Here is a 16,964-nt window from a genome sequence, read left to right as displayed (position 1 = left end):
CGTTGCTGGGCGCGGCGTCCACTGAACGCATCTTGGACCGCGCAGAGATAGAGCCGGCCTTCGCGCGCTTCGTCGGCGAGGAGCCGGTCCGAGTCGACTGAGTTTGTTTCAGGGAGAACGGGTCTGTGACGGTTTCTGTTGGACCTGGCTGCAGTCAATCTGGTGATCAGGCAGTCAGGCCCGTATGACAGCCCGAGCGAGAGCTGCGACTGCGGCGTTCATGCCCTTGAGTCTCCCGTTCGCGCGCATCGACCCCGCGAGCAGGCGGAGCGCGTCGAGCGTCTGGCTCTCGGGCGAGGGGGCACGGTAGGGGTCCTCGCGGGCTCGCCAGCCGAGGTCGAAGAGGAGTTCGCTGATGCGCGACTCCCACAGTTCTGCAGGTGTCTCATTGGCGACGACGGTGAGTGCCATCCATCCGGCGTGTCGCTCTGCGGGGGTCGTTCCGAGCGGGAGCCGGCCGGTGATGTGTCGCAGGATCGCGTGCGGGTCGTCTCGGCGTCTGGCGATAGTCTGAGTCGGAGCGATGCGGCCTTTGCGCACCGACACGATCCCCAGCGCTCGCGCCGTGGCGCGCAGTTCCCAGACGGGCCAGGTGAGGTCTTCGCGGTTGGCTTTGCCTATCCACCAGTCGGTGATGCCCGTGCGGTGCGCGATCTGCTCGACGACGGCGGGCTTCAGATATCGAGCGTCGGTGAGCGCGATGCCGTCTCCGACGATGTCGAGGAGGACACGGAACGGCTCGGTGAGATCAGCGGCATCGTCGGTGCTGACGTCGGTCGTACCGGACGTGGCCGGATGCGCGAGCGCATTGCGCAGGCTGCGTGCGCCGCGGTTGCGTGCCAGTTCGAGCAGTGATTCGAGTTCCTCGACGACTGGGATCGGCTCTGCGGTGACCGCGGTGATGAGTTCGTTCGTCTCATCGACGTCGAAGGCGTCGGGATGCCAGCCGTCGGGCAGCCAGGCGAGCCCTTCCGCGGCGTTGTCGAACACCTCGGGTCGGAGTGCGTCGTCGTAGTCGCTGCGCACCCAGTCGGCGAGTTCACCGTAGCCCCAGGCGCCGCCGCAGTCCTCCGGCGGGCAGGCGAGCTTCCCCCCGGTGCACACCGGGGCCGGGGGAGGACTGTCGAGCACCTTCTCGACTCGCAGGACGTGCTTCCAGTTATCTCCGAAGTCGTAGTCGTACCAGAGGCGGTCGCCCTCGTTGGCGACGACCTGGTCGAGACGCACGTCGTCTTCGAGCATCCCCTCGTCGCCCTCGTCGAGGTCGAACTGGGTGAGGAACTCGGGCGCGTTGCGGTCGTTGCTCGTGCGGAAGCGGTGCAGGTGGCTGTCGGTCCATCCCATCGCCGCTTGGATCACCTCGTGCAGCCGCGGGAGGAGGATGTCGCCGGGCACCTCGATGCGTCGCCAGGCCGGGGGTTTCGTGCGCTGCAGGTCGATACGGAGGCGGAAACCCCGCACCGCCGAGGGGACGGGGAGCAGCTGCGGCTCGGGGCGCCGCCAGATATCATCCAGACGATCGGCGTCGAACGAATCGCTAGGCTGAACCGACATCGCGTGTGCGCGGATGTGGTCGATGAACTTCTGAATGTCTGCCGCCTCGAAGCTCTCGGCCGCCATACGCGCTCTCCTGGTTCCGTGCGCCTAGATTGACAGGCACCATCGAGAACAATTCTGGCTCAGCGGATGATGCCCTCCCAACTGCTGGGTAGGGCAGAGTTTACCGGGGCGCACACCCCACCAGTCGGGAGATGGCGCGATAGATTGGAGCCGATCCCGATCGCCGGAGGTGAGCATATGAAGCGCAAGCACGTCACTCGTGAGGCGCTTTATCGTGCCGCTCTGCGTTCCACGCGGGCATCGGCGGCGTTGGAGAACAGGTCGGTGCCGGTCGGTGTCACACGCTCGGAGCGGGTTGAGCGTTTCTTCGCTGCGCGCAAGCAGCGCGTTTGATGGGTGTCGGGCACGGTTGCGGCGAAATGCCGTTGGAGTTCGATGAATGGCGGAGGAGCTGAGGGATCAGCTCTGCGCGATGCGTGCGATGAAGTCGTTGACCCAGACGATCGCCTCATCGACCGTTGCCAGGACATCGAGGCCGTCAGCTGCGTCCTCGTAAAGGGCATCCCAACGATCCCCGATGGCTATGCGTGGCGGCCATTCCTGCTGACGTCGATACTCGAAGAGCCTCGTGCACGTCGCCTTGGTCAACAATAGACCCACCGGTTCGCCAGCGGCGAGGATCTGAAGATCGACCAGGTCGTGCGCCCGCTCACTTCCTGCTGCAGAGAGCGCGTGAAGCTTCTGCGCGATCTGGTGATCTGCGCGCAGAACAGGAATCGGCCGGGGTGCGTCGAGGCCGACCTCGGAGAAAAGCTCCGCGAGGTCGTGCGCGAGCCGGTACTCGGGCTCTTCTGCGTCACCGATCTCTTTGTGGCCCAGCTCGAAGGCAACCGTGCACCATGAGCGACCCCGATAGTCGAGCTTCACTTCGAACGGCTGCATGACGTACGCAGTCGGCACTCCCGAGGGTTTGGGGCTTGCTTTTCGATGAGCCGACCGGTGAATCCCGCCCATCCTGCTGCGAGGGACTCCTCAAAATCGCTGCGGAACTGACTCAGAGGCCCAAGTCTGGCCGCATCCAGATCCCTCGTGAATCGAGTGCCTCGACCGAAACGTAATGCCATCGCACTTCCGCCTTTGACAGCACCGCCGGGAAGCATCTGCCCGACGACGTCCAACGCCATCCCCATACGCCGGCGAGAAGCGAGCCCTGCGGCTCCTTCGAGATTGCGGATCCGCTACTCCAGAGAGCGGAGGTTCGGCGGTGGTGTGTTGTAGCTCATCGCTGGAGTTCCTTTCGTACGCGGTGCCACTCAGTCGTCGTCAGGAGTCCCTCGGCTCTCGCCTGCTTGGCTGCCGTCAGGAGCCGTTCGTTCTGGATGCGACCTCGGCACTCGGCGAGAGCGTCGGCAACCGGTTGTGCTCTCAGGCCCTCATAGAGGGTGGTGCGGGCACCAGGGACGGCCTGGGTTAGCTCGATGTAGGCAGGAAGCCGCGGCCTGGCACGGCGCGGTACGGCGACCTTCACCTGCCGCGGATTCACGTCGGCAAGACCGAACAGCGCCAACACCGATTCGCCGTGCAGATATGCATCCTCTCCGACCCGGAGCAGCGCTTCTGCATACTGGTCGTAGGGAGTTGGAGGGATATCGGCCACGCGGTACAGGCCGTAGGCGATGTTCGCTATCCCGCCCCGTGCCGCGAGCTTGGGAAGCTCGACCGAGGGGACCTCCGCCTCTGCTGCTTGCCTTGTGGTGACATAGCCATAGTGGTCGAGCGCGATCTCACGCACCACGTCCCGGTACCTCACTTCAGTTGTTCTTGGTTCGAGTTGTGTAACCGACCATCGACGACCTGCTCACGCTCCGGCAAGTGCGATTGCGGCGGCGCATCGATCGCATGACGGCGATCCCGACAGCTCCCATATGTTCGGGCGCGTGCGCCAATCTCGTCGGTTCCGCCCCACCCACCCCTTTCAGGCGTAGCGTGAAACCACGGCCATCATGGAAGTGGGTGCGGATATGCGTGTCGTCATCATCGGGGGAGGGCTCGCGGCGGCGACCGCCGCGGAGGAGCTGCGCGAGCGGGGCTTCGACGGGCAGATCGATGTCGTCACCGCCGAAACCCACCGCCCGTATCAGCGCCCGCCGCTGTCGAAGGGCTACCTGCTTGGATCAGAGGGGCTCGACGCGGTGTACGCGCATCCCGCGGGCTGGGAGGCCGAGCACGACGTCACCCTGCACGTCGCGGATCCGGCGGTGCGCATCGGCGACGGCGTCGTCGCGCTCGAGAGCGGCGCGGAACTCGGCTTCGACCGCCTGGTCCTCGCGATCGGGGCATCGCCGCGCCCGCTCGACGTTCCGGGCGCCGACGCGGCGGGCGTGCGCATGCTGCGCACGATCGACGACGCTGACGGCCTGCGCGCAGATCTGCTGGGCGGCGGTCGCCGGGTGGTGCTGATCGGATTCGGCTGGATCGGCCTCGAACTCGCCGCCGCGGCGCGCGAGCTCGACAACGACGTGACGATCATCTCGCCCGATCGCGTGCCGCTCGCGAAGGCGCTCGGCGACGAGATGGGCGCGATGTTCCTCGAGCTACACCGCGAGCACGGCGTCGCCTTCCTGCCCGAGCGCCGCGTCACCGCGATCGAGGTGGGGGAGGACGGATCCGCCGTCGCGGTGCGCGCGGGCGACGAATCGATCCCCGCCGATCTCGTGATCGTCGGCATCGGCGCGGAGCTCAACACGGCGCTCGCCGAGGAGGCGGGCCTCGCGGTCGACAACGGGGTGCTCGTCGACGAACGCATGAACACCTCGGTTCCCGGCATCCTCGCGATCGGCGACATCGCGAACGCCCTGCATCCGGTTCTCGGCGATCGGATCCGTACGGAGCACTGGGCCACCGCGATCGCGACGGGCAAGATCGCCGCGTCGACGATCATGGGAGGTGATGCGACGCTCGACGGGGTGCCCTACTTCTTCACCGACCAGTACGACCTCGGCATGGAGTTCTCGGGATACGCGCCGCTCATGGATGATGCGCACCTAGTGATCCGCGGCGACCGCGCGGGCCGCGAATTCATCGCCTTCTGGGTCGCGGCCGGCCGCGTCGTCGCGGGCATGAACGTCAACGTCTGGGACGTGAACGAACAGGTGCAGCGCCTCATCCGCGACCGCGTCGAGATCGACGAGACGCAGCTCGCGGATCCGTCGGTGCCGCTCGAGGAGCTGTAGCCCTACGACGCCGGGTGGCGTATCTCGTCGAGCACGGTCTCGGCGGCCCACGCGGCGGCGTCGGCGAGGTCGCGGCCCGTGAGGGCGAACTCGCGGCGCAGGGCCGCCCAGTTCGTCGCCGAGTCGATGTGCGTGAGCGCGGCGGCCATGCCCCGCGCCCGCTCCTCGGTGAGGCCGGGGGCCTCGGCGCGCAAGAGCTGTTCGAGCTGCTCGCTTCGCGGCAGCGGCCGCGGGTCGTCGGATCCGCGCATCGCGGCCTCCGCGACCACGTGCGAGAGCTCGGGGCGCGCGTCGTAGGCCGCCATCGATTCCCGGACCGACAGGGGCAGGTCGAACACCGAGGCGATGCTCTCGCGCGGGAAGACGGTCCGTTCGATCCAGTCGGCCGTGGCGAGAAGCAGATGCTCGCGCGTGGGGAAGTGCCGGAACACCGTGCGCTCGCCCATGCCCGCGCGGCGGGCGATCAGGCGGAACGAGATGTCGTCGTTGCCGATCTCTTCGATCAGCTCCGCGAACGCCGCGACGATCGCGAGCTGCGATCGGCTCAGCGGATCCGCGTTCATCGCGCCGCGGCCCGGCTATGCGCCGGCAGCGTCGCGACCACGCGGTCGAGCACGGCGTCGAACGCGGCGCACGCCTCGGTGGCGCCCGCACCGTACCCAGACCGCATCCGCGCCCAGAACTGGGCCGAGGCGAAGGAGCCGAGGGCGCTGGCGATGCGCAGGGCATCGCGGTTGTTGAGGTGCGGCGCGCACTCGTCGACGAGGGCGCGGACGGCCTCGGTGAGGAACGAGGCCTCCGCCGTCAGCGTCGGCGACACCGACGCCGCACGCGCGCAGACGAACGCGTAGGCCGGCGCCGCGTCGAAGGCCCGGAATCGCGTGTGCACGGCCTCGCGGAACTGCTCGAAGCTCGTGAACGCCGGGAGCGGCAGCGCGTGCTCCTCGATCCACCGCGAGAGCGCCTCCAGCAGATGCGCGCGGGTGGGGTACCGGCGAAAAACGGTGCGCTCCGAGACGCCCGCCGCCTCGGCGAGGATCCGGTAGGAGATCTCGTCGAACGGCGTCTCGCGCAGCAGCCGGGCGGCGCTGGACAGGATGGTGCTCGACACGTCACCCGTCTCCGACATCAGCTCACCTCCCGCTCCGCCGAGCGTACTCCGCCCGCCCGTTCCTCGACCGACGGCTCGGGCGAATCCGGCGGGAGGAGATAACGCCCCGTCTGATCGAGCGAGAGTGCCAGGGACGACACGTACTGCGCCTCGCCCAGGCTGCCGCGCTCGGCGGACAACAGCATATCCGGGCGTTCGAAGACGTAGCCCGTGACGTGACACCGCAGCCGTTCGCCGGACGGGTTGCCGTCGGCGTCGAGGAGCGAGGCGGGCACGCCATCGCTTCGCCGCCGGAGGTAATACCGGCCCCGCGTGGCGAGCGCCATGAGGGGAGTCGTCACCGCCGCCACACCGATCGCGATCAGCACCGAGTACGACCGCATCGTCTCGCCGAACAGCCCACCGAAGGCCATCAGCGACAGGGCGGAGGAGAGGGCGACCGAGACGATCCCGACGGGGTTCCAATCGTGCAGCATGCCGCGCCGGAACTCGGGGAGCTTCGGCGAGATCCGCAGCACGTACTTGTTGATCGCGATGTCGGCGGCGATCGTCACGAGCCACGCCATGACGACGTTTCCGTAGAGGCTCAGCACGAACATCATCAGGCTGAAGACGTCCATCAGCATCAGACCGAGCGCGACGGCGAGGTTGAACATCACGAAGATGCCGCGGCCGTAGTAGCGCTTCGTGACGCGCGTGGCGACGTTCGACCACGCGAGCGAACCGGAGTAGCCGTTGGTGACGTTGATCTTCACCTGCGCGAGCACGATGAACAGCATGGCAAGCGACATCGCCAGCCACTCGGGCATCAGCGACTCGTACAGCGCGAGGAGCTGTCGCACCGGCTCCGCCGCCAGGTGACCGAGGGCCGGATCCACTTTCGTCACGAGGTACACGGCGAGGAAGACCCCCACGACCTGCTTGGCGCAGGAGAAGATCACCCACCCCGGGCCGGCCAGGATCGTCGACGCCCACCACGCCCGCCGATTGCCCCTCGTGCGCGGGGGCATGGCGCGGAGGTAGTCGACCTGCTCGGCGAGCTGGGGCGTCAGGGCGAAGCACACCGCGGCGCTCGCCACGACGGCGCCGATCTCGACGTCGTCGGCGCCGGATCCGGGGAACGACACGAAGGCCTCGACGACCGCGCGGTCGGTGAGGACGACCCACGCGAGCGGGGCGAGCGCGAGCACGATCCACAGCGGGGTCGTCCAGAACTGCAGCCGCTCCAGCGCCTTCAGGCCGTAGATGACGATCGGGAAGACGACGACCGTCGAGACCACGTACCCGAGAGGCAGGGGCAGCCCCGTCGTCGCGTGGAGCCCCTGCGCCATGATCGCCCCCTCGAGGGCGAAGAAGATGCAGGTAAACAGCGCGAAGATCACCGTCGTGAAGATCGACCCGAAGTACCCGAAGCCCGACCCGCGGGCGATCAGGTCGAGGTCGAGGTTGTAGCGGGCCGCGTAGTACCCGATGGGCAGGCCCACGACGAAGATGATCGCGGACGCGAGCAGGATGCCGAGCACCGCGTTCGCCGTGCCGTGCTCGAGCCCGACGGTCGCCCCAATGGAAAGATCGGCGAGGAAGGCCAGCGAGCCGAGCGCGGTGATCCCGACGGCGCCGGCGCTCCAGCGCCGGAACGACCGCGGCACGTAGCGGAAGGCGTAGTCCTCGAGGCTGTCCTCGGCGGCCGCTCGGGCATCGTCCGGGCGGCGCGCGGTCCATCGCAGCATCAACGGCTCACCTCCCGTGGTCGATCCTCGCGGTGCGGTGTTTCGTTCGCGTTGCGGCCGGGTGACGAGCCCGCGCGTCAGATCTTCAGCGCCTCGCGCACCTCCGCCTGCGCCGCGGCGCCTCCCGCGCCCGAGGTCGTGATGTGACCCGACGCGACGATGGCATAGGTGGCGGCGGCCTCGACCGCGAAGCCGATGTGTTGCTCGACGAGCAGGATGGAGATCCCGCTCCTCGCGAGATCGACGATCGTCCGCTCGATGTCGGCGACGATCGACGGCTGGATCCCCTCCGTTGGCTCATCGAGGATCAGCAGGCGGGGCTCGGTGATCAGGGCGCGCGCGATCGCGAGCTGCTGGCGCTGCCCGCCGGACAGGAGCCCGGCCTTGCGGCTCGCGAAGGTCTCGAGCGCGGGGAACCGCTGCAGCATCTCCTCGATCTTGGCCTTGCCGTTCCGGCGCCCATCGGCGGCGAGCTGCAGGTTCTCCATCGTGCTGAGCTGCGTGAACGACTGCTGCCCCTGCGGCACGTATGCCATGCCCTGGGCCACCCGCGCGTTCGGCGCGAGAGACGTGATGTCCTTCCCGTCGAAGACGACGCGCCCCTTCGTGGGCCGGATCAGGCCGATGACCGCCCGCATCAGCGTCGTCTTCCCCGCCCCGTTGTGGCCGAGGATCGCGGTGACCCCGTCGGGCGCCGTCAGGCTCACCCCGTGCAGCACGCGAGTGGGGCCGTAGCCCGCCTCGATGTCGGTGAGTTCCAGCATCAGTCCTCCTCGTCCTGGACGACCGCGGCGGCCGTTCCCAAATACACGTCCTGCACCCTCGGGTCGGCCTGCACCTGCTCGATCGAGCCCTCCGAGAGGACCTTGCCCTGGTGCAGGACGGTGACGCGGCTGGCGAAGCGCCGGATGAAGTCCATGTCGTGTTCGACGACCACCACGACCCGCTCCCGGGCGATCCGCTGCAGGAGCTCGCCCGTCGCCGTCCGCTCGTCGTGGCTCATGCCGGCGACGGGCTCGTCGAGCAGGAGCGCCTTGGGCTGCTGCACGAGCAACATGCCGATCTCCAGCCACTGCTTCTGGCCGTGCGAGAGGCTGCCGGCGGCCTGCTCGCGCTGGTCCTGAAGGCCGATCTCGACGAGGGCGTCCTCGACGGCGGCCGGGATCTCGCGCCGAGGCGCGAGGAGCGAGAGCGGGCCGCGCGAGATCCCGCAGGCGATGTCGAGATTTTGCATGACCGAGAGCTCCTCGAAGACGCTCGCGGTCTGGAAGGTGCGGCCGATGCCGAGGCGCGTCACGCGGTGCACGGGCTTGCCCAGCACCTCGACGTCGCCGAGCCGGGCCGAGCCTTCGCCCCTCGACAGCCCCGTGATGGCGTCGATGCAGGTGGTCTTGCCGGCTCCGTTGGGGCCGATGAGGAACCGGACCTCGCCGGGGTGCGCGTCGAAGGACACGCCGTCGACCGCGACGAAGCCCGAGAACGACACCCTCAGCTCGTCGACGACGAGACTGGGTCGCGAGTTCTGAACGGTCATCGTGCTGCCCCCTCTGCGGTCTTGCGTGTGCGGATCTTGCCCGCGAGCGAGGCGACACCGCCCGGGAGGAGCGCGATGACGAGCACGAGCAGCAGGCCCTGGAAGTAGCTCCACACATCGGGGAACGACTCCGAGAGGCTCGTCTCGGCCCAGGCGACGGCGATCGCGCCGATCGCCGGCCCGAACAGGCTCGCGCGCCCGCCCGCGGCGACGCCGATCAGGAACACGATCGACGGCGTCACCCCGATGTCGGCGGGCGAGATGATGCCGACGATCGGAACGAACAGCGCCCCCGCGATGCCCGCCATGACGGCGGCGAAGACGAAGGCCGACACCTTCACCGTGGCCGGGTTGTAACCGAGGAAGCGCACGCGCTCCTCCGCGTCGCGCGTGGCCACCAGGAGCTCGCCGAAGCGGCTGCGCATGAGGAGGAAGGCCACGAAGATCGTCGCGAGGAGCACCGCGGCCGCGATGAAGTAGATCATCCGCTTGTTGGCCGGATCCGCGAGGACGTAGCCGAACCACGACTGGAAGTTCGACAGGCCGTTGAAGCCGCCGGTCGTCGCCTGGTTGCCGATCAGCAGCACGCCGAACGCGGCGACGAGCGCCTGGCTCAGGATCGCGAAGTAGGCGCCCTTGACCTTCCGGCTGAAGATCGCGTAGCCGAGGGCCAGCGCGAGCAGGGCGGGAAGCGCGATCACGGCGACGATCGTGAAGACCGGGCTTCGGAAGGGCTCCCACCAGATCGGCACTTCTCCGCTGCCGTAGAGCATCATGAACTCGGGGGCGGCGGCCCCGGCGAACTCGGCGTCGGCGAGCTGCATGTGCATCGCCATCGCGTAGCCGCCGATGCCGAAGAAGACGCCCTGCCCGAGTGTCAGCATGCCGCCGCGCCCCCAGGCGAAGCCGATGCCGACGGCGACGATCGCGAAGCACACGTACTTCCCGAGGCGGTTCAGCTCGAAGCTCGACATGAGCGCCGGCGCGACGACGAGGAGCGCGATCGCCATGAGGGTGAGCCCGATGATGAGGCTGCGCCACGTCGGGATGCCGATGCCGGGGCTGATCATCGTGCGGGTTCGGGGCCGGTCGAGGTCGACCGGGGGACTGAGGCGGGTGGGGGCGGTCATGCGAGACTCCTCGTGCGGACGACGAACATGCCCTGCGGCTTCCACTGCAGGAAGAGGACGATGAGGATGAGCACGATGAATCGGGCCCACGTGGCCGTCGTGCTCATCTCGATGAAGGCCTGCGCGATTCCCAGCGCGAAGGCGGCGAGGATGGCCCCACGGATCTGACCGATGCCGCCGATCACGACGACGAGGAACGCGTCGACGATGTAGTTGGTGCCGAGGGTCGGCCCCGTGGATCCGATGAGCGTCAGCGCGACGCCCGCGATCCCGGCGAGGCCGGATCCGATGAAGAAGGTGAGCCGGTCGGTCGCCCGGGTCGAGATGCCCGTGGCCTCGGCCAGGTCGCGATTGAGCACGACGGCCCGGATCCGCCGGCCGAGGCTCGTGTACGTCAGGAGCGACGCCAGCGCGGCCACGACGATGACGAGGAGGACGAGGATGAAGATCCGCTTCACGGGGATCGCCGCGCCGAGGAGCTCGACGCTTCCCGCGAGCCACTCGGGGGAGCGCACCTCCTTGTTGGGGGCCCCGAAGATGCTGCGCGCCGCCTGCTGCAGGATGAGCGAGACGCCGAAGGTGGCGAGGAGCGTGTCGAGCGGGCGGTGATACATCCGCCGGAGGAGCACCTCCTCGAGGATGACCCCGAGGAGACCGCCGACGAGGAACGCGATCGGGATCGACACGATCAGCGAGAGGCCGGCGTCGCCCAGGATGTTCTGCATGATCCAGGCGGTGTAAGCGCCGGCCATGATGAACTCGCCGTGCGCCATGTTGATGACGCCCATCTGCCCGAAGGTGAGCGCGAGCCCGAGGGCGACGAACAGGAGCACGGATCCGATGCTCACGCCCGCCACGAGTTGCGAGATGACGCCGTCCACGTCGTCTCCTCTCTGCGGCTCACGCCGCGAGGGTCTTGTGCGAGGGGAGGGGCCGCGCGTTCGCTCACGCGCGGCCCCGGGGTGAGGTCCTAGGCGATGCCGTCGGCCCAGTCGTAGGTCTCGAGGAAGGGATCCGGTACCACCGGCTCCTCGGTCTCCCAGACCGTGTCGATGAGCCCCTCGGAGTTGATCACGCCGATGCGCGGGGTCTTCGTGATGTGGTTGTTCTCACCGATGACCGTGACGGTGCCCTCGGGGGCGTCGAAGGTGACGCCGTCGGCGGCGTCGTTGACGTCGTCGGTCGCGAACGACTCCGCCGCCTCGACCATGTTCTTCCAGAGGTAGAGGGAGGTGTATGCCGCCTCCATCGGGTCGGAGGTCACCGCGTCGTCGCCGTATGCGGCCTTGAAGCTGGAGACGAACTTCTCGTTCTCGGGGCTCTCGACGGTCTGGTAGTAGTCCCAGGCGACGAGCTGGCCCTCGAGGTACTGCAGGCCGACGCCGGGAACCTCTTCCTCGGCGATCGACACCGACATCACGGGCATCGTCTCGGCGTCGAGCCCGAGGCTGTCGTACTGCGCGAAGAACGCGACGTTCGAGTCGCCGTTGAGGGTGTTGAAGACGGCGTCGGCGTCCGAGTCGGCGACCTTGTTGGCGATCGTCGTGAAGTCGGTCGAGCCGAGCGGCGCGTACTCCTCGCCGAGGATCTCGATGCCGTGCTCTTGCGCGTAGGCGGTGATGATCTTGTTCGCCGTCCGCGGGAAGACGTAGTCGCTGCCCACGAGGAAGAGGCTCTCGGCGCCCTGTTCCACGAGGTAGTCGAGCGCCGGGATGATCTGCTGGTTCGTCGTCGCGCCCGAGTAGTAGATGTTCTCGGATGCTTCCAGGCCCTCGTACTGGACCGGATAGAACAGCAGCGAGTTGTTGGCCTCGAAGACCGGGAGCATCGCCTTGCGCGACGCCGAGGTCCACCCGCCGAAGACGGCGGCGACGCAGTCCTGCTGGATCAGCTTCTCGGCCTTCTCAGCGAAGGTCGCCGGGTCGGACGCGCCGTCCTCCTGCACGAACTCGACCTGCTTGTCGAGCACGCCGCCCGCGGCGTTGATCTCCTCGGCGGCCATCGTCAGCGAGCGCGACACGGTCGTCTCGCTGATTGCCATGGTGCCCGAGAGCGAGTTGATGAAGCCGACCTTGATGGTGTCGCCGGAGGTGTCGACGCACGACTCGGCCGCGGTGGACGCCTCGGGGTCGGCGGGTTCTCCGGCGCGCGCCCCGGCGCATCCGGTGAGGACGAGCGCCGTCGCGGCGAGGAGGGCGGAAGGGGCGAGGAGGGTGCGAAGGCGGCGGTTGCGGATAGCGGGCATGAGTGCTCCGTTCCAGGAATGTGATCGAGGAGTCTCACCGGGCCGAGGGATGACGACCAGTGGTGATGACTGACAGACTGCTGCCTTGGCATTGCTCTGCCATTACTCGTTTATTCCGGGAATGTAAACTGCGGCTCGCTCGCGTTAACTGCGTGATTCCGCGCGGATCGCCGGGGGCGGGCGCGTGTCAGAACTGTGTCAGTTCCTGCGTCGCGAGATCGCGCCAGGCCTGCCACGTCGAGTCGAGCGGCGACGCGTGCGCGTGGCTGCCGAGGTCTCGGGCGATGCTGCCCGGCCCCGCCAGCTGGAGCGCGACGGTCCGCCCGTCCGGCTCCGCGCGGCGCCCGTACAGCGACACGACGTCGGCGATCCGCGCTCGTCCCATCACGCCGGGGCGCCTGTGCGCACCGTTGATCCGCAGATCCTCGACGAAGAGGGGCACGTCGCCGTGGGTGACGCGCGTGATGGCGGCCAGCTCGCCTCCGGCCTCGCCGTGCCGGCCCATCACGAACACCTCGCGCAGGCAGGCGGTGGCGTCGGGGGCGAGGTCGAGCGACATCGTTCGCGTCACGTCCGCACCCGTCGCCACGACGAACGGTAGCCCCTGCCACAGCAGGCGGCCGCCGTCGGCGACGGTGATTCGGGTGTCCCAGCGCGCGGCGCGGCCCCGCCCGTCGTAGGCGACGGTGCCGCTGATCTCCTCGAGTTCGAGCGTGCACCCGGGCCCGACGGCGATCTCGAGGTCGACGTGGTCGCCGCCGAGGAGCAGCGCGCCGCCCGCGACGAGGGCGACGTGCGCAGAGTTCTCGCGGACCGCGACGACCCGCGGGAGGAGCTCTCCGGACGCGAGGGTCAGCTGGGCCCCGCCCTCGGCGGGGCCCACGATCACGCGGGTCGTCTTCGGCATGCGAGCGCTCTCAGCCCGCCCTCAGTGGGCGTGCTCGCCCTCGTGGCTGTGGATGTAGCCGCCGTTCTCGTCCGCGTGGAAGTGCGGGGCCATGGGGCCCGGATCCTGGGGAACGTGCTGTCCCGCGCGGTGCGTCGCCAGCAGCTCGAGCAGCCAGGAGCGAAGCTCGGCGATCGCCTTCTCGTCGTCGCGCGCGAGGGCCAGGACGGGCCCTCCCTCGCGCGCCGCGGTCGCGTCGGCGACCATCTGCTCGACGTCGACGCCCACATAGGGCGCGAGGTCGGTCTTGTTGACGATCAGGAGGTCGGCGCGGCCGATGCCCGGACCGCCCTTGCGCGCGACGTCCCCGCCGCCCGCGACGTCGAGCACGAACAGCTGGGCGTCGATCAGGGCGGGGGAGAACGTCGCCGTGAGGTTGTCGCCGCCCGATTCGACGAGCACGAGGTCGAGGGGTGCGAAGTCCCTCTCGAGCTCCTCGACGGCGAAGAGGTTGGCCGTCACGTCGTCGCGGATCGCGGTGTGCGGGCAGGCGCCGGTTTCCACGGCGCGGATCCGCTCCGGGTCGAGGACCCCGGCGGAGCGGAGGAACCGCGCGTCCTCGTCCGTGTAGATGTCGTTCGTGATCACGCCGATCTGCAGCTCGTCGGCGAGCGCCCGGCAGATCGTGGCGATCAGCGAGCTCTTGCCGACGCCGACGGGGCCGGCGATGCCGAGGCGAAGCGATCGGTTCGTCTCGGCGGTGTCGGGAGCGACCTCGGGGCTCAGGGTGTCAGGCACGGAACAGTCTCCTTTCCAGGGAGGTGTGGGCCTCCGCCCACTCCTCGATCTGCGGTCCGCTGAAGGCGGGGATCGCCTCCGGCTCGGTCAGAACGGCGACGCTGGGCGCGTGCGCCTCGAAGTACTCGCAGGCCTCGAGGGCCCACCTCACGGCCGTGGCCGGGTCGAGCGGCTCGAGCTTCAGGAGGGCGGCCGCGACGGTCTGCGCGTCCTCGTACGCGACGAGGCGCGCGAGGTCGCCGGCCTCCAGGCCCTGCTCGGCCGCGAGAACGCCCAGCACGAGGGGGCGGGGGAGGCCCCTCGCGGGCAGGGATCCCGCCAGCAGGCTCTCGGGCCACACCGTCCGCCCCATGCGGGCGAGCCCGTCGCCCAGGGCGATCGCGATCTCGCGGAGCGCGCGGCTGGGGGTGCGCGCCTCCCACTCGGATCGCACCCGGGCGATCCGTTCGATCTCGCCCGCGGCGACGAGCGCGCGGGTGACGATCGCCGTTCCCGCCTCGACGAGCACGGTCGTCGCCATCCGGGCGCACATGTACTCGGGGGCGAGCTCCGGCGCCATGCCGCCGCGCAGCGCCGCCTCGAGCCCGTTCGAGACCACGTGCGCGCCGACGGGCAGGCGGGAGTCCGCCAACAGCATCGCCAGGGTCGTCGAGGAGAGTTTCATGGGGCGCGGGCGGCGGTCAGAACAGGTTGTACAGCTGCGCGAGGGGGAGTTCCTCGGCGGGCTGCGGCTCGACCGGCACGCCGTCGATCGAGATCTCGAAGGTGTCGGGCCGGATGTCGATCGCGGGCAGGGCGTCGTTGTTCTTCATGTCCACCTTGCCCACCTCGCGCGTCGGGGCGACGGGCAACAGCTGCCGTTCCAGCCCGAGCTTGCCCGCGAGGCCGTCGTCGAGCGCGGCCTGCGAGACGAAGGAGTACGACAGGTCGGCGCCGTTCGCGTCGCCGAAGGCGGGTCGCATCAGCACGGGTTGCGGCGTCGGGATCGACGCGTTCGGGTCGCCCAGCGCGGCCCACGCGATCGCGCCGCCCTTGATGACGATGGCGGGCCGCACGCCGAAGAGCCGCGGATCCCAGAGCACCAGGTCGGCGAGCTTGCCCGCCTCGACGGATCCGATGTGCTCGCCCACGCCGTGCGCGATGGCGGGGTTGATCGTGTACTTCGCGACGTAGCGGCGGGCGCGCTCGTTGTCCGCGGGCAGCGATCCCCCCGTCGACCCCAGCCGCGCCTTCATCACGTGCGCGACCTGCCAGGTGCGGGTGATGACCTCGCCGATGCGCCCCATGGCCTGGGCGTCGGAGGAGGTGATCGACAGCGCGCCCATGTCGTGCAGGATGTCCTCGGCCGCGATCGTCGTGGCGCGGATCCGCGATTCCGCGAACGCGAGGTCCTCGGGGACGGCCGGGTTCAGGTGGTGGCACACCATGAGCATGTCGATGTGCTCGGCGACCGTGTTGACGGTGTGCGGCAGGGTCGGGTTGGTCGAGCCGGGGAGGATGTGCGGCAGCGACGCGATGCTGAGGATGTCGGGGGCGTGACCGCCGCCGGCGCCCTCGACGTGGAACGCGTGGATGGACCTGCCGCCGATCGCGCCGATGGTCGAATCGACGAAGCCGGCCTCGTTGAGCGAGTCGGAGTGCAGGGCGACCTGCAGGCCGTAGTCGTCGGCTGCGCGGAGCGCCGCATCGATCGCCGCCGGGGTCGATCCCCAGTCCTCGTGCACCTTGTAGCCCGCGGCACCCCCGAGCGCCTGCTCCCTGAGGCCCTCGGCCGAGACGGTGTTCCCCTTCCCGAGCAGCAGGACGTTGACGGGGAGGCGGTCGAGCGCTCGGTGCAGCTGGCGCAGATGCCAGGCGCCGGGCGTAACCGTCGTGGCCTTCGACCCCTCCGAGGGGCCCGTTCCTCCGCCCGCGATCGTCGTGATGCCCGTCGCCAGCGCCTCGTGGAGCTGTGAGGGCGAGAGGAGGTGCACGTGCGAGTCGAAGCCGCCCGCGGTGAGGATCCGCCCCTCGCCGGAGATGACGTCGGTCGAGGGCCCGATGTGCAGCTGCGGGTGCACGCCGTCGGCGATGTCGGGGTTGCCGGCCCGGCCGAGCGCGACGATCCTGCCGTCGCGGATGCCGACGTCGGCGCGCACGACGCCCCACCAGTCGAGCACGATCGCGTTCGTGATGACCGTGTCGAGGGCGCCCTGGGCGCGGCTCGTCGTGCCCTGCGCCATCGATTCGCGGATCGACTTGCCGCCTCCGAACACGGCCTCCTCGCCGCCGAAGGTGTAGTCGCGTTCGATCTGGATCCACAGGTCGGTGTCGCCGAGGCGCACCTGGTCGCCCGTCGTGGGCCCGTAGAGAGCGGCGTAGCGCTCGCGGCTGATCCGAACCATCAGCGCTTCCCCTCCTCGCGAATGCGGATGCCGGCGACGAGCCTGCGGCCGCGGAGGGCCACCGCGTCGAGCTCCCGCGAGGCGCCCGGTTCGAAGCGCTGCGAGGTGCCGGACGGGATGTCGAGCCGGAACCCGTCGGCGGCCGCGCGGTCGAAGACCAGCGCGGGGTTCACGTCGGGGAGGTGGATGTGGGATCCGATCTGGATCGGGCGGTCGCCCGTGTTCTCGAAGACCAGCCGGATCCGCTCCTCGGCGGTGCGGTTGGCGTTGAGCTCGAGATCCTCGCCCTCGGCCACGCGGATCGCCCCCGGGCCCTCTGCGGTGATGCCTGCCATGTCGTGCTCCTCGCGGGT

General features: G+C 69.2%; 18 protein-coding genes. 1 reads left to right on the top strand and 17 read right to left on the bottom strand.

The features are described 5' to 3' along the window. Window positions 1-174: 174 nt before the first annotated feature. From IEX05_RS14370 to IEX05_RS14355, 4 genes are all read right to left on the bottom strand, one after another. Complete coding sequence (locus IEX05_RS14370; RefSeq protein ID WP_229661354.1) at window positions 175-1,620, bottom strand: plasmid pRiA4b ORF-3 family protein; 1,446 nt, start codon at window positions 1,618-1,620, stop codon at window positions 175-177. Window positions 1,621-2,019: 399 nt separating this feature from the next. Continuing rightward, the gene (locus tag IEX05_RS14365; protein ID WP_188703046.1) at window positions 2,020-2,502 is read right to left on the bottom strand and encodes a nucleotidyl transferase AbiEii/AbiGii toxin family protein; all 483 of its coding nucleotides are present in this window, start codon (window positions 2,500-2,502) and stop codon (window positions 2,020-2,022) included. After that, entirely contained in the window at window positions 2,484-2,720 is a 237-nt protein-coding gene (locus IEX05_RS15540; RefSeq protein WP_373286309.1) for a nucleotidyl transferase AbiEii/AbiGii toxin family protein, read from the bottom strand. The genes IEX05_RS14365 and IEX05_RS15540 overlap by 19 nt, the downstream gene beginning before the upstream one ends. A 119-nt stretch (window positions 2,721-2,839) precedes the next feature. Further along, entirely contained in the window at window positions 2,840-3,370 is a 531-nt protein-coding gene (locus IEX05_RS14355; RefSeq protein ID WP_188703043.1) for a hypothetical protein, read from the bottom strand. Between the two features lie 211 nt (window positions 3,371-3,581). Between IEX05_RS14355 and IEX05_RS14350 the strand changes: the two genes are divergently transcribed. Continuing rightward, complete coding sequence (locus IEX05_RS14350; RefSeq protein ID WP_188703041.1) at window positions 3,582-4,793, top strand: NAD(P)/FAD-dependent oxidoreductase; 1,212 nt, start codon at window positions 3,582-3,584, stop codon at window positions 4,791-4,793. A 2-nt stretch (window positions 4,794-4,795) separates the two neighbouring features. Here IEX05_RS14350 and IEX05_RS14345 read toward each other — a convergent pair whose 3' ends face one another. From IEX05_RS14345 to ureB, 13 genes are all read right to left on the bottom strand, one after another. Next, window positions 4,796-5,356: a TetR/AcrR family transcriptional regulator gene (locus tag IEX05_RS14345; protein WP_188703040.1), complete on the bottom strand. Its 561-nt coding sequence runs from the start codon at window positions 5,354-5,356 to the stop codon at window positions 4,796-4,798. Continuing rightward, window positions 5,353-5,922, bottom strand: a complete 570-nt coding sequence (locus IEX05_RS14340; protein ID WP_188703037.1) for a TetR/AcrR family transcriptional regulator — start codon at window positions 5,920-5,922, stop codon at window positions 5,353-5,355. The genes IEX05_RS14345 and IEX05_RS14340 overlap by 4 nt, the downstream gene beginning before the upstream one ends. Next, window positions 5,922-7,634 (bottom strand): purine-cytosine permease family protein, encoded by a 1,713-nt coding sequence (locus tag IEX05_RS14335; protein WP_188703036.1) that lies wholly within the window; start codon window positions 7,632-7,634, stop codon window positions 5,922-5,924. The genes IEX05_RS14340 and IEX05_RS14335 overlap by 1 nt, the downstream gene beginning before the upstream one ends. 77 nt (window positions 7,635-7,711) lie before the next feature. Beyond that, window positions 7,712-8,398 (bottom strand): ATP-binding cassette domain-containing protein, encoded by a 687-nt coding sequence (locus IEX05_RS14330; protein WP_188703034.1) that lies wholly within the window; start codon window positions 8,396-8,398, stop codon window positions 7,712-7,714. After that, window positions 8,398-9,168 (bottom strand): urea ABC transporter ATP-binding protein UrtD, encoded by a 771-nt coding sequence (gene urtD / locus IEX05_RS14325; protein ID WP_188703032.1) that lies wholly within the window; start codon window positions 9,166-9,168, stop codon window positions 8,398-8,400. Before urtD ends, IEX05_RS14330 begins: the two co-directional genes overlap by 1 nt. Continuing rightward, entirely contained in the window at window positions 9,165-10,298 is a 1,134-nt protein-coding gene (gene urtC / locus IEX05_RS14320) for an urea ABC transporter permease subunit UrtC (protein ID WP_188703030.1), read from the bottom strand. The genes urtD and urtC overlap by 4 nt, the downstream gene beginning before the upstream one ends. Continuing rightward, a complete protein-coding gene (urtB, locus tag IEX05_RS14315) occupies window positions 10,295-11,179 on the bottom strand; it encodes an urea ABC transporter permease subunit UrtB (RefSeq protein WP_188703028.1) in 885 nt (294 codons plus the stop codon). The genes urtC and urtB overlap by 4 nt, the downstream gene beginning before the upstream one ends. Before the next feature lie 89 nt (window positions 11,180-11,268). Next, window positions 11,269-12,543, bottom strand: a complete 1,275-nt coding sequence (gene urtA, locus IEX05_RS14310; protein WP_188703026.1) for an urea ABC transporter substrate-binding protein — start codon at window positions 12,541-12,543, stop codon at window positions 11,269-11,271. A gap of 187 nt (window positions 12,544-12,730) precedes the next feature. Continuing rightward, window positions 12,731-13,450 carry an urease accessory protein UreD gene (locus IEX05_RS14305; protein WP_188703024.1) on the bottom strand — a complete coding sequence of 240 codons (720 nt, stop codon included), beginning with the start codon at window positions 13,448-13,450 and terminating at the stop codon, window positions 12,731-12,733. 21 nt (window positions 13,451-13,471) lie between these two features. After that, a complete protein-coding gene (gene ureG / locus IEX05_RS14300; protein WP_229661353.1) occupies window positions 13,472-14,227 on the bottom strand; it encodes an urease accessory protein UreG in 756 nt (251 codons plus the stop codon). Then, entirely contained in the window at window positions 14,220-14,891 is a 672-nt protein-coding gene (locus IEX05_RS14295) for an urease accessory protein UreF (RefSeq protein ID WP_188703022.1), read from the bottom strand. Before IEX05_RS14295 ends, ureG begins: the two co-directional genes overlap by 8 nt. Window positions 14,892-14,907: 16 nt before the next feature. Beyond that, on the bottom strand, window positions 14,908-16,611 hold the full coding sequence (locus tag IEX05_RS14290; protein ID WP_188703020.1) for an urease subunit alpha: 1,704 nt from the start codon (window positions 16,609-16,611) through the stop codon (window positions 14,908-14,910). Then, window positions 16,611-16,946 (bottom strand): urease subunit beta, encoded by a 336-nt coding sequence (gene ureB / locus IEX05_RS14285; protein WP_188703018.1) that lies wholly within the window; start codon window positions 16,944-16,946, stop codon window positions 16,611-16,613. The genes IEX05_RS14290 and ureB overlap by 1 nt, the downstream gene beginning before the upstream one ends. Window positions 16,947-16,964: the final 18 nt, after the last annotated feature.

The sequence above is a fragment of the Microbacterium nanhaiense genome (genome assembly GCF_014646015.1).
GTDB classification, from domain to species: domain Bacteria; phylum Actinomycetota; class Actinomycetes; order Actinomycetales; family Microbacteriaceae; genus Microbacterium; species Microbacterium nanhaiense.
Note: the sequence above shows the minus strand (reverse complement) of the source record. Positions and strands in the feature narration are given on the sequence as shown.

Bases quoted from the DNA above. Each gene is read 5' to 3' on its own strand.
- IEX05_RS14370 (WP_229661354.1), bottom strand. From the start codon at position 1,620: ATGGCGGCCGAGAGCTTCGAGGCGGCAGACATTCAGAAGTTCATCGAC.
- IEX05_RS14365 (WP_188703046.1), bottom strand. From the start codon at position 2,502: ATGCAGCCGTTCGAAGTGAAGCTCGACTATCGGGGTCGCTCATGGTGC.
- IEX05_RS15540 (WP_373286309.1), bottom strand. From the start codon at position 2,720: ATGCTTCCCGGCGGTGCTGTCAAAGGCGGAAGTGCGATGGCATTACGT.
- IEX05_RS14350 (WP_188703041.1), top strand. From the start codon at position 3,582: ATGCGTGTCGTCATCATCGGGGGAGGGCTCGCGGCGGCGACCGCCGCG.
- IEX05_RS14345 (WP_188703040.1), bottom strand. From the start codon at position 5,356: ATGAACGCGGATCCGCTGAGCCGATCGCAGCTCGCGATCGTCGCGGCG.
- IEX05_RS14340 (WP_188703037.1), bottom strand. From the start codon at position 5,922: ATGTCGGAGACGGGTGACGTGTCGAGCACCATCCTGTCCAGCGCCGCC.
- IEX05_RS14335 (WP_188703036.1), bottom strand. From the start codon at position 7,634: ATGCTGCGATGGACCGCGCGCCGCCCGGACGATGCCCGAGCGGCCGCC.
- IEX05_RS14330 (WP_188703034.1), bottom strand. From the start codon at position 8,398: ATGCTGGAACTCACCGACATCGAGGCGGGCTACGGCCCCACTCGCGTG.
- urtD (WP_188703032.1), bottom strand. From the start codon at position 9,168: ATGACCGTTCAGAACTCGCGACCCAGTCTCGTCGTCGACGAGCTGAGG.
- urtC (WP_188703030.1), bottom strand. From the start codon at position 10,298: ATGACCGCCCCCACCCGCCTCAGTCCCCCGGTCGACCTCGACCGGCCC.
- urtA (WP_188703026.1), bottom strand. From the start codon at position 12,543: ATGCCCGCTATCCGCAACCGCCGCCTTCGCACCCTCCTCGCCCCTTCC.
- IEX05_RS14305 (WP_188703024.1), bottom strand. From the start codon at position 13,450: ATGCCGAAGACGACCCGCGTGATCGTGGGCCCCGCCGAGGGCGGGGCC.
- IEX05_RS14295 (WP_188703022.1), bottom strand. From the start codon at position 14,891: ATGAAACTCTCCTCGACGACCCTGGCGATGCTGTTGGCGGACTCCCGC.
- IEX05_RS14290 (WP_188703020.1), bottom strand. From the start codon at position 16,611: ATGGTTCGGATCAGCCGCGAGCGCTACGCCGCTCTCTACGGGCCCACG.
- ureB (WP_188703018.1), bottom strand. From the start codon at position 16,946: ATGGCAGGCATCACCGCAGAGGGCCCGGGGGCGATCCGCGTGGCCGAG.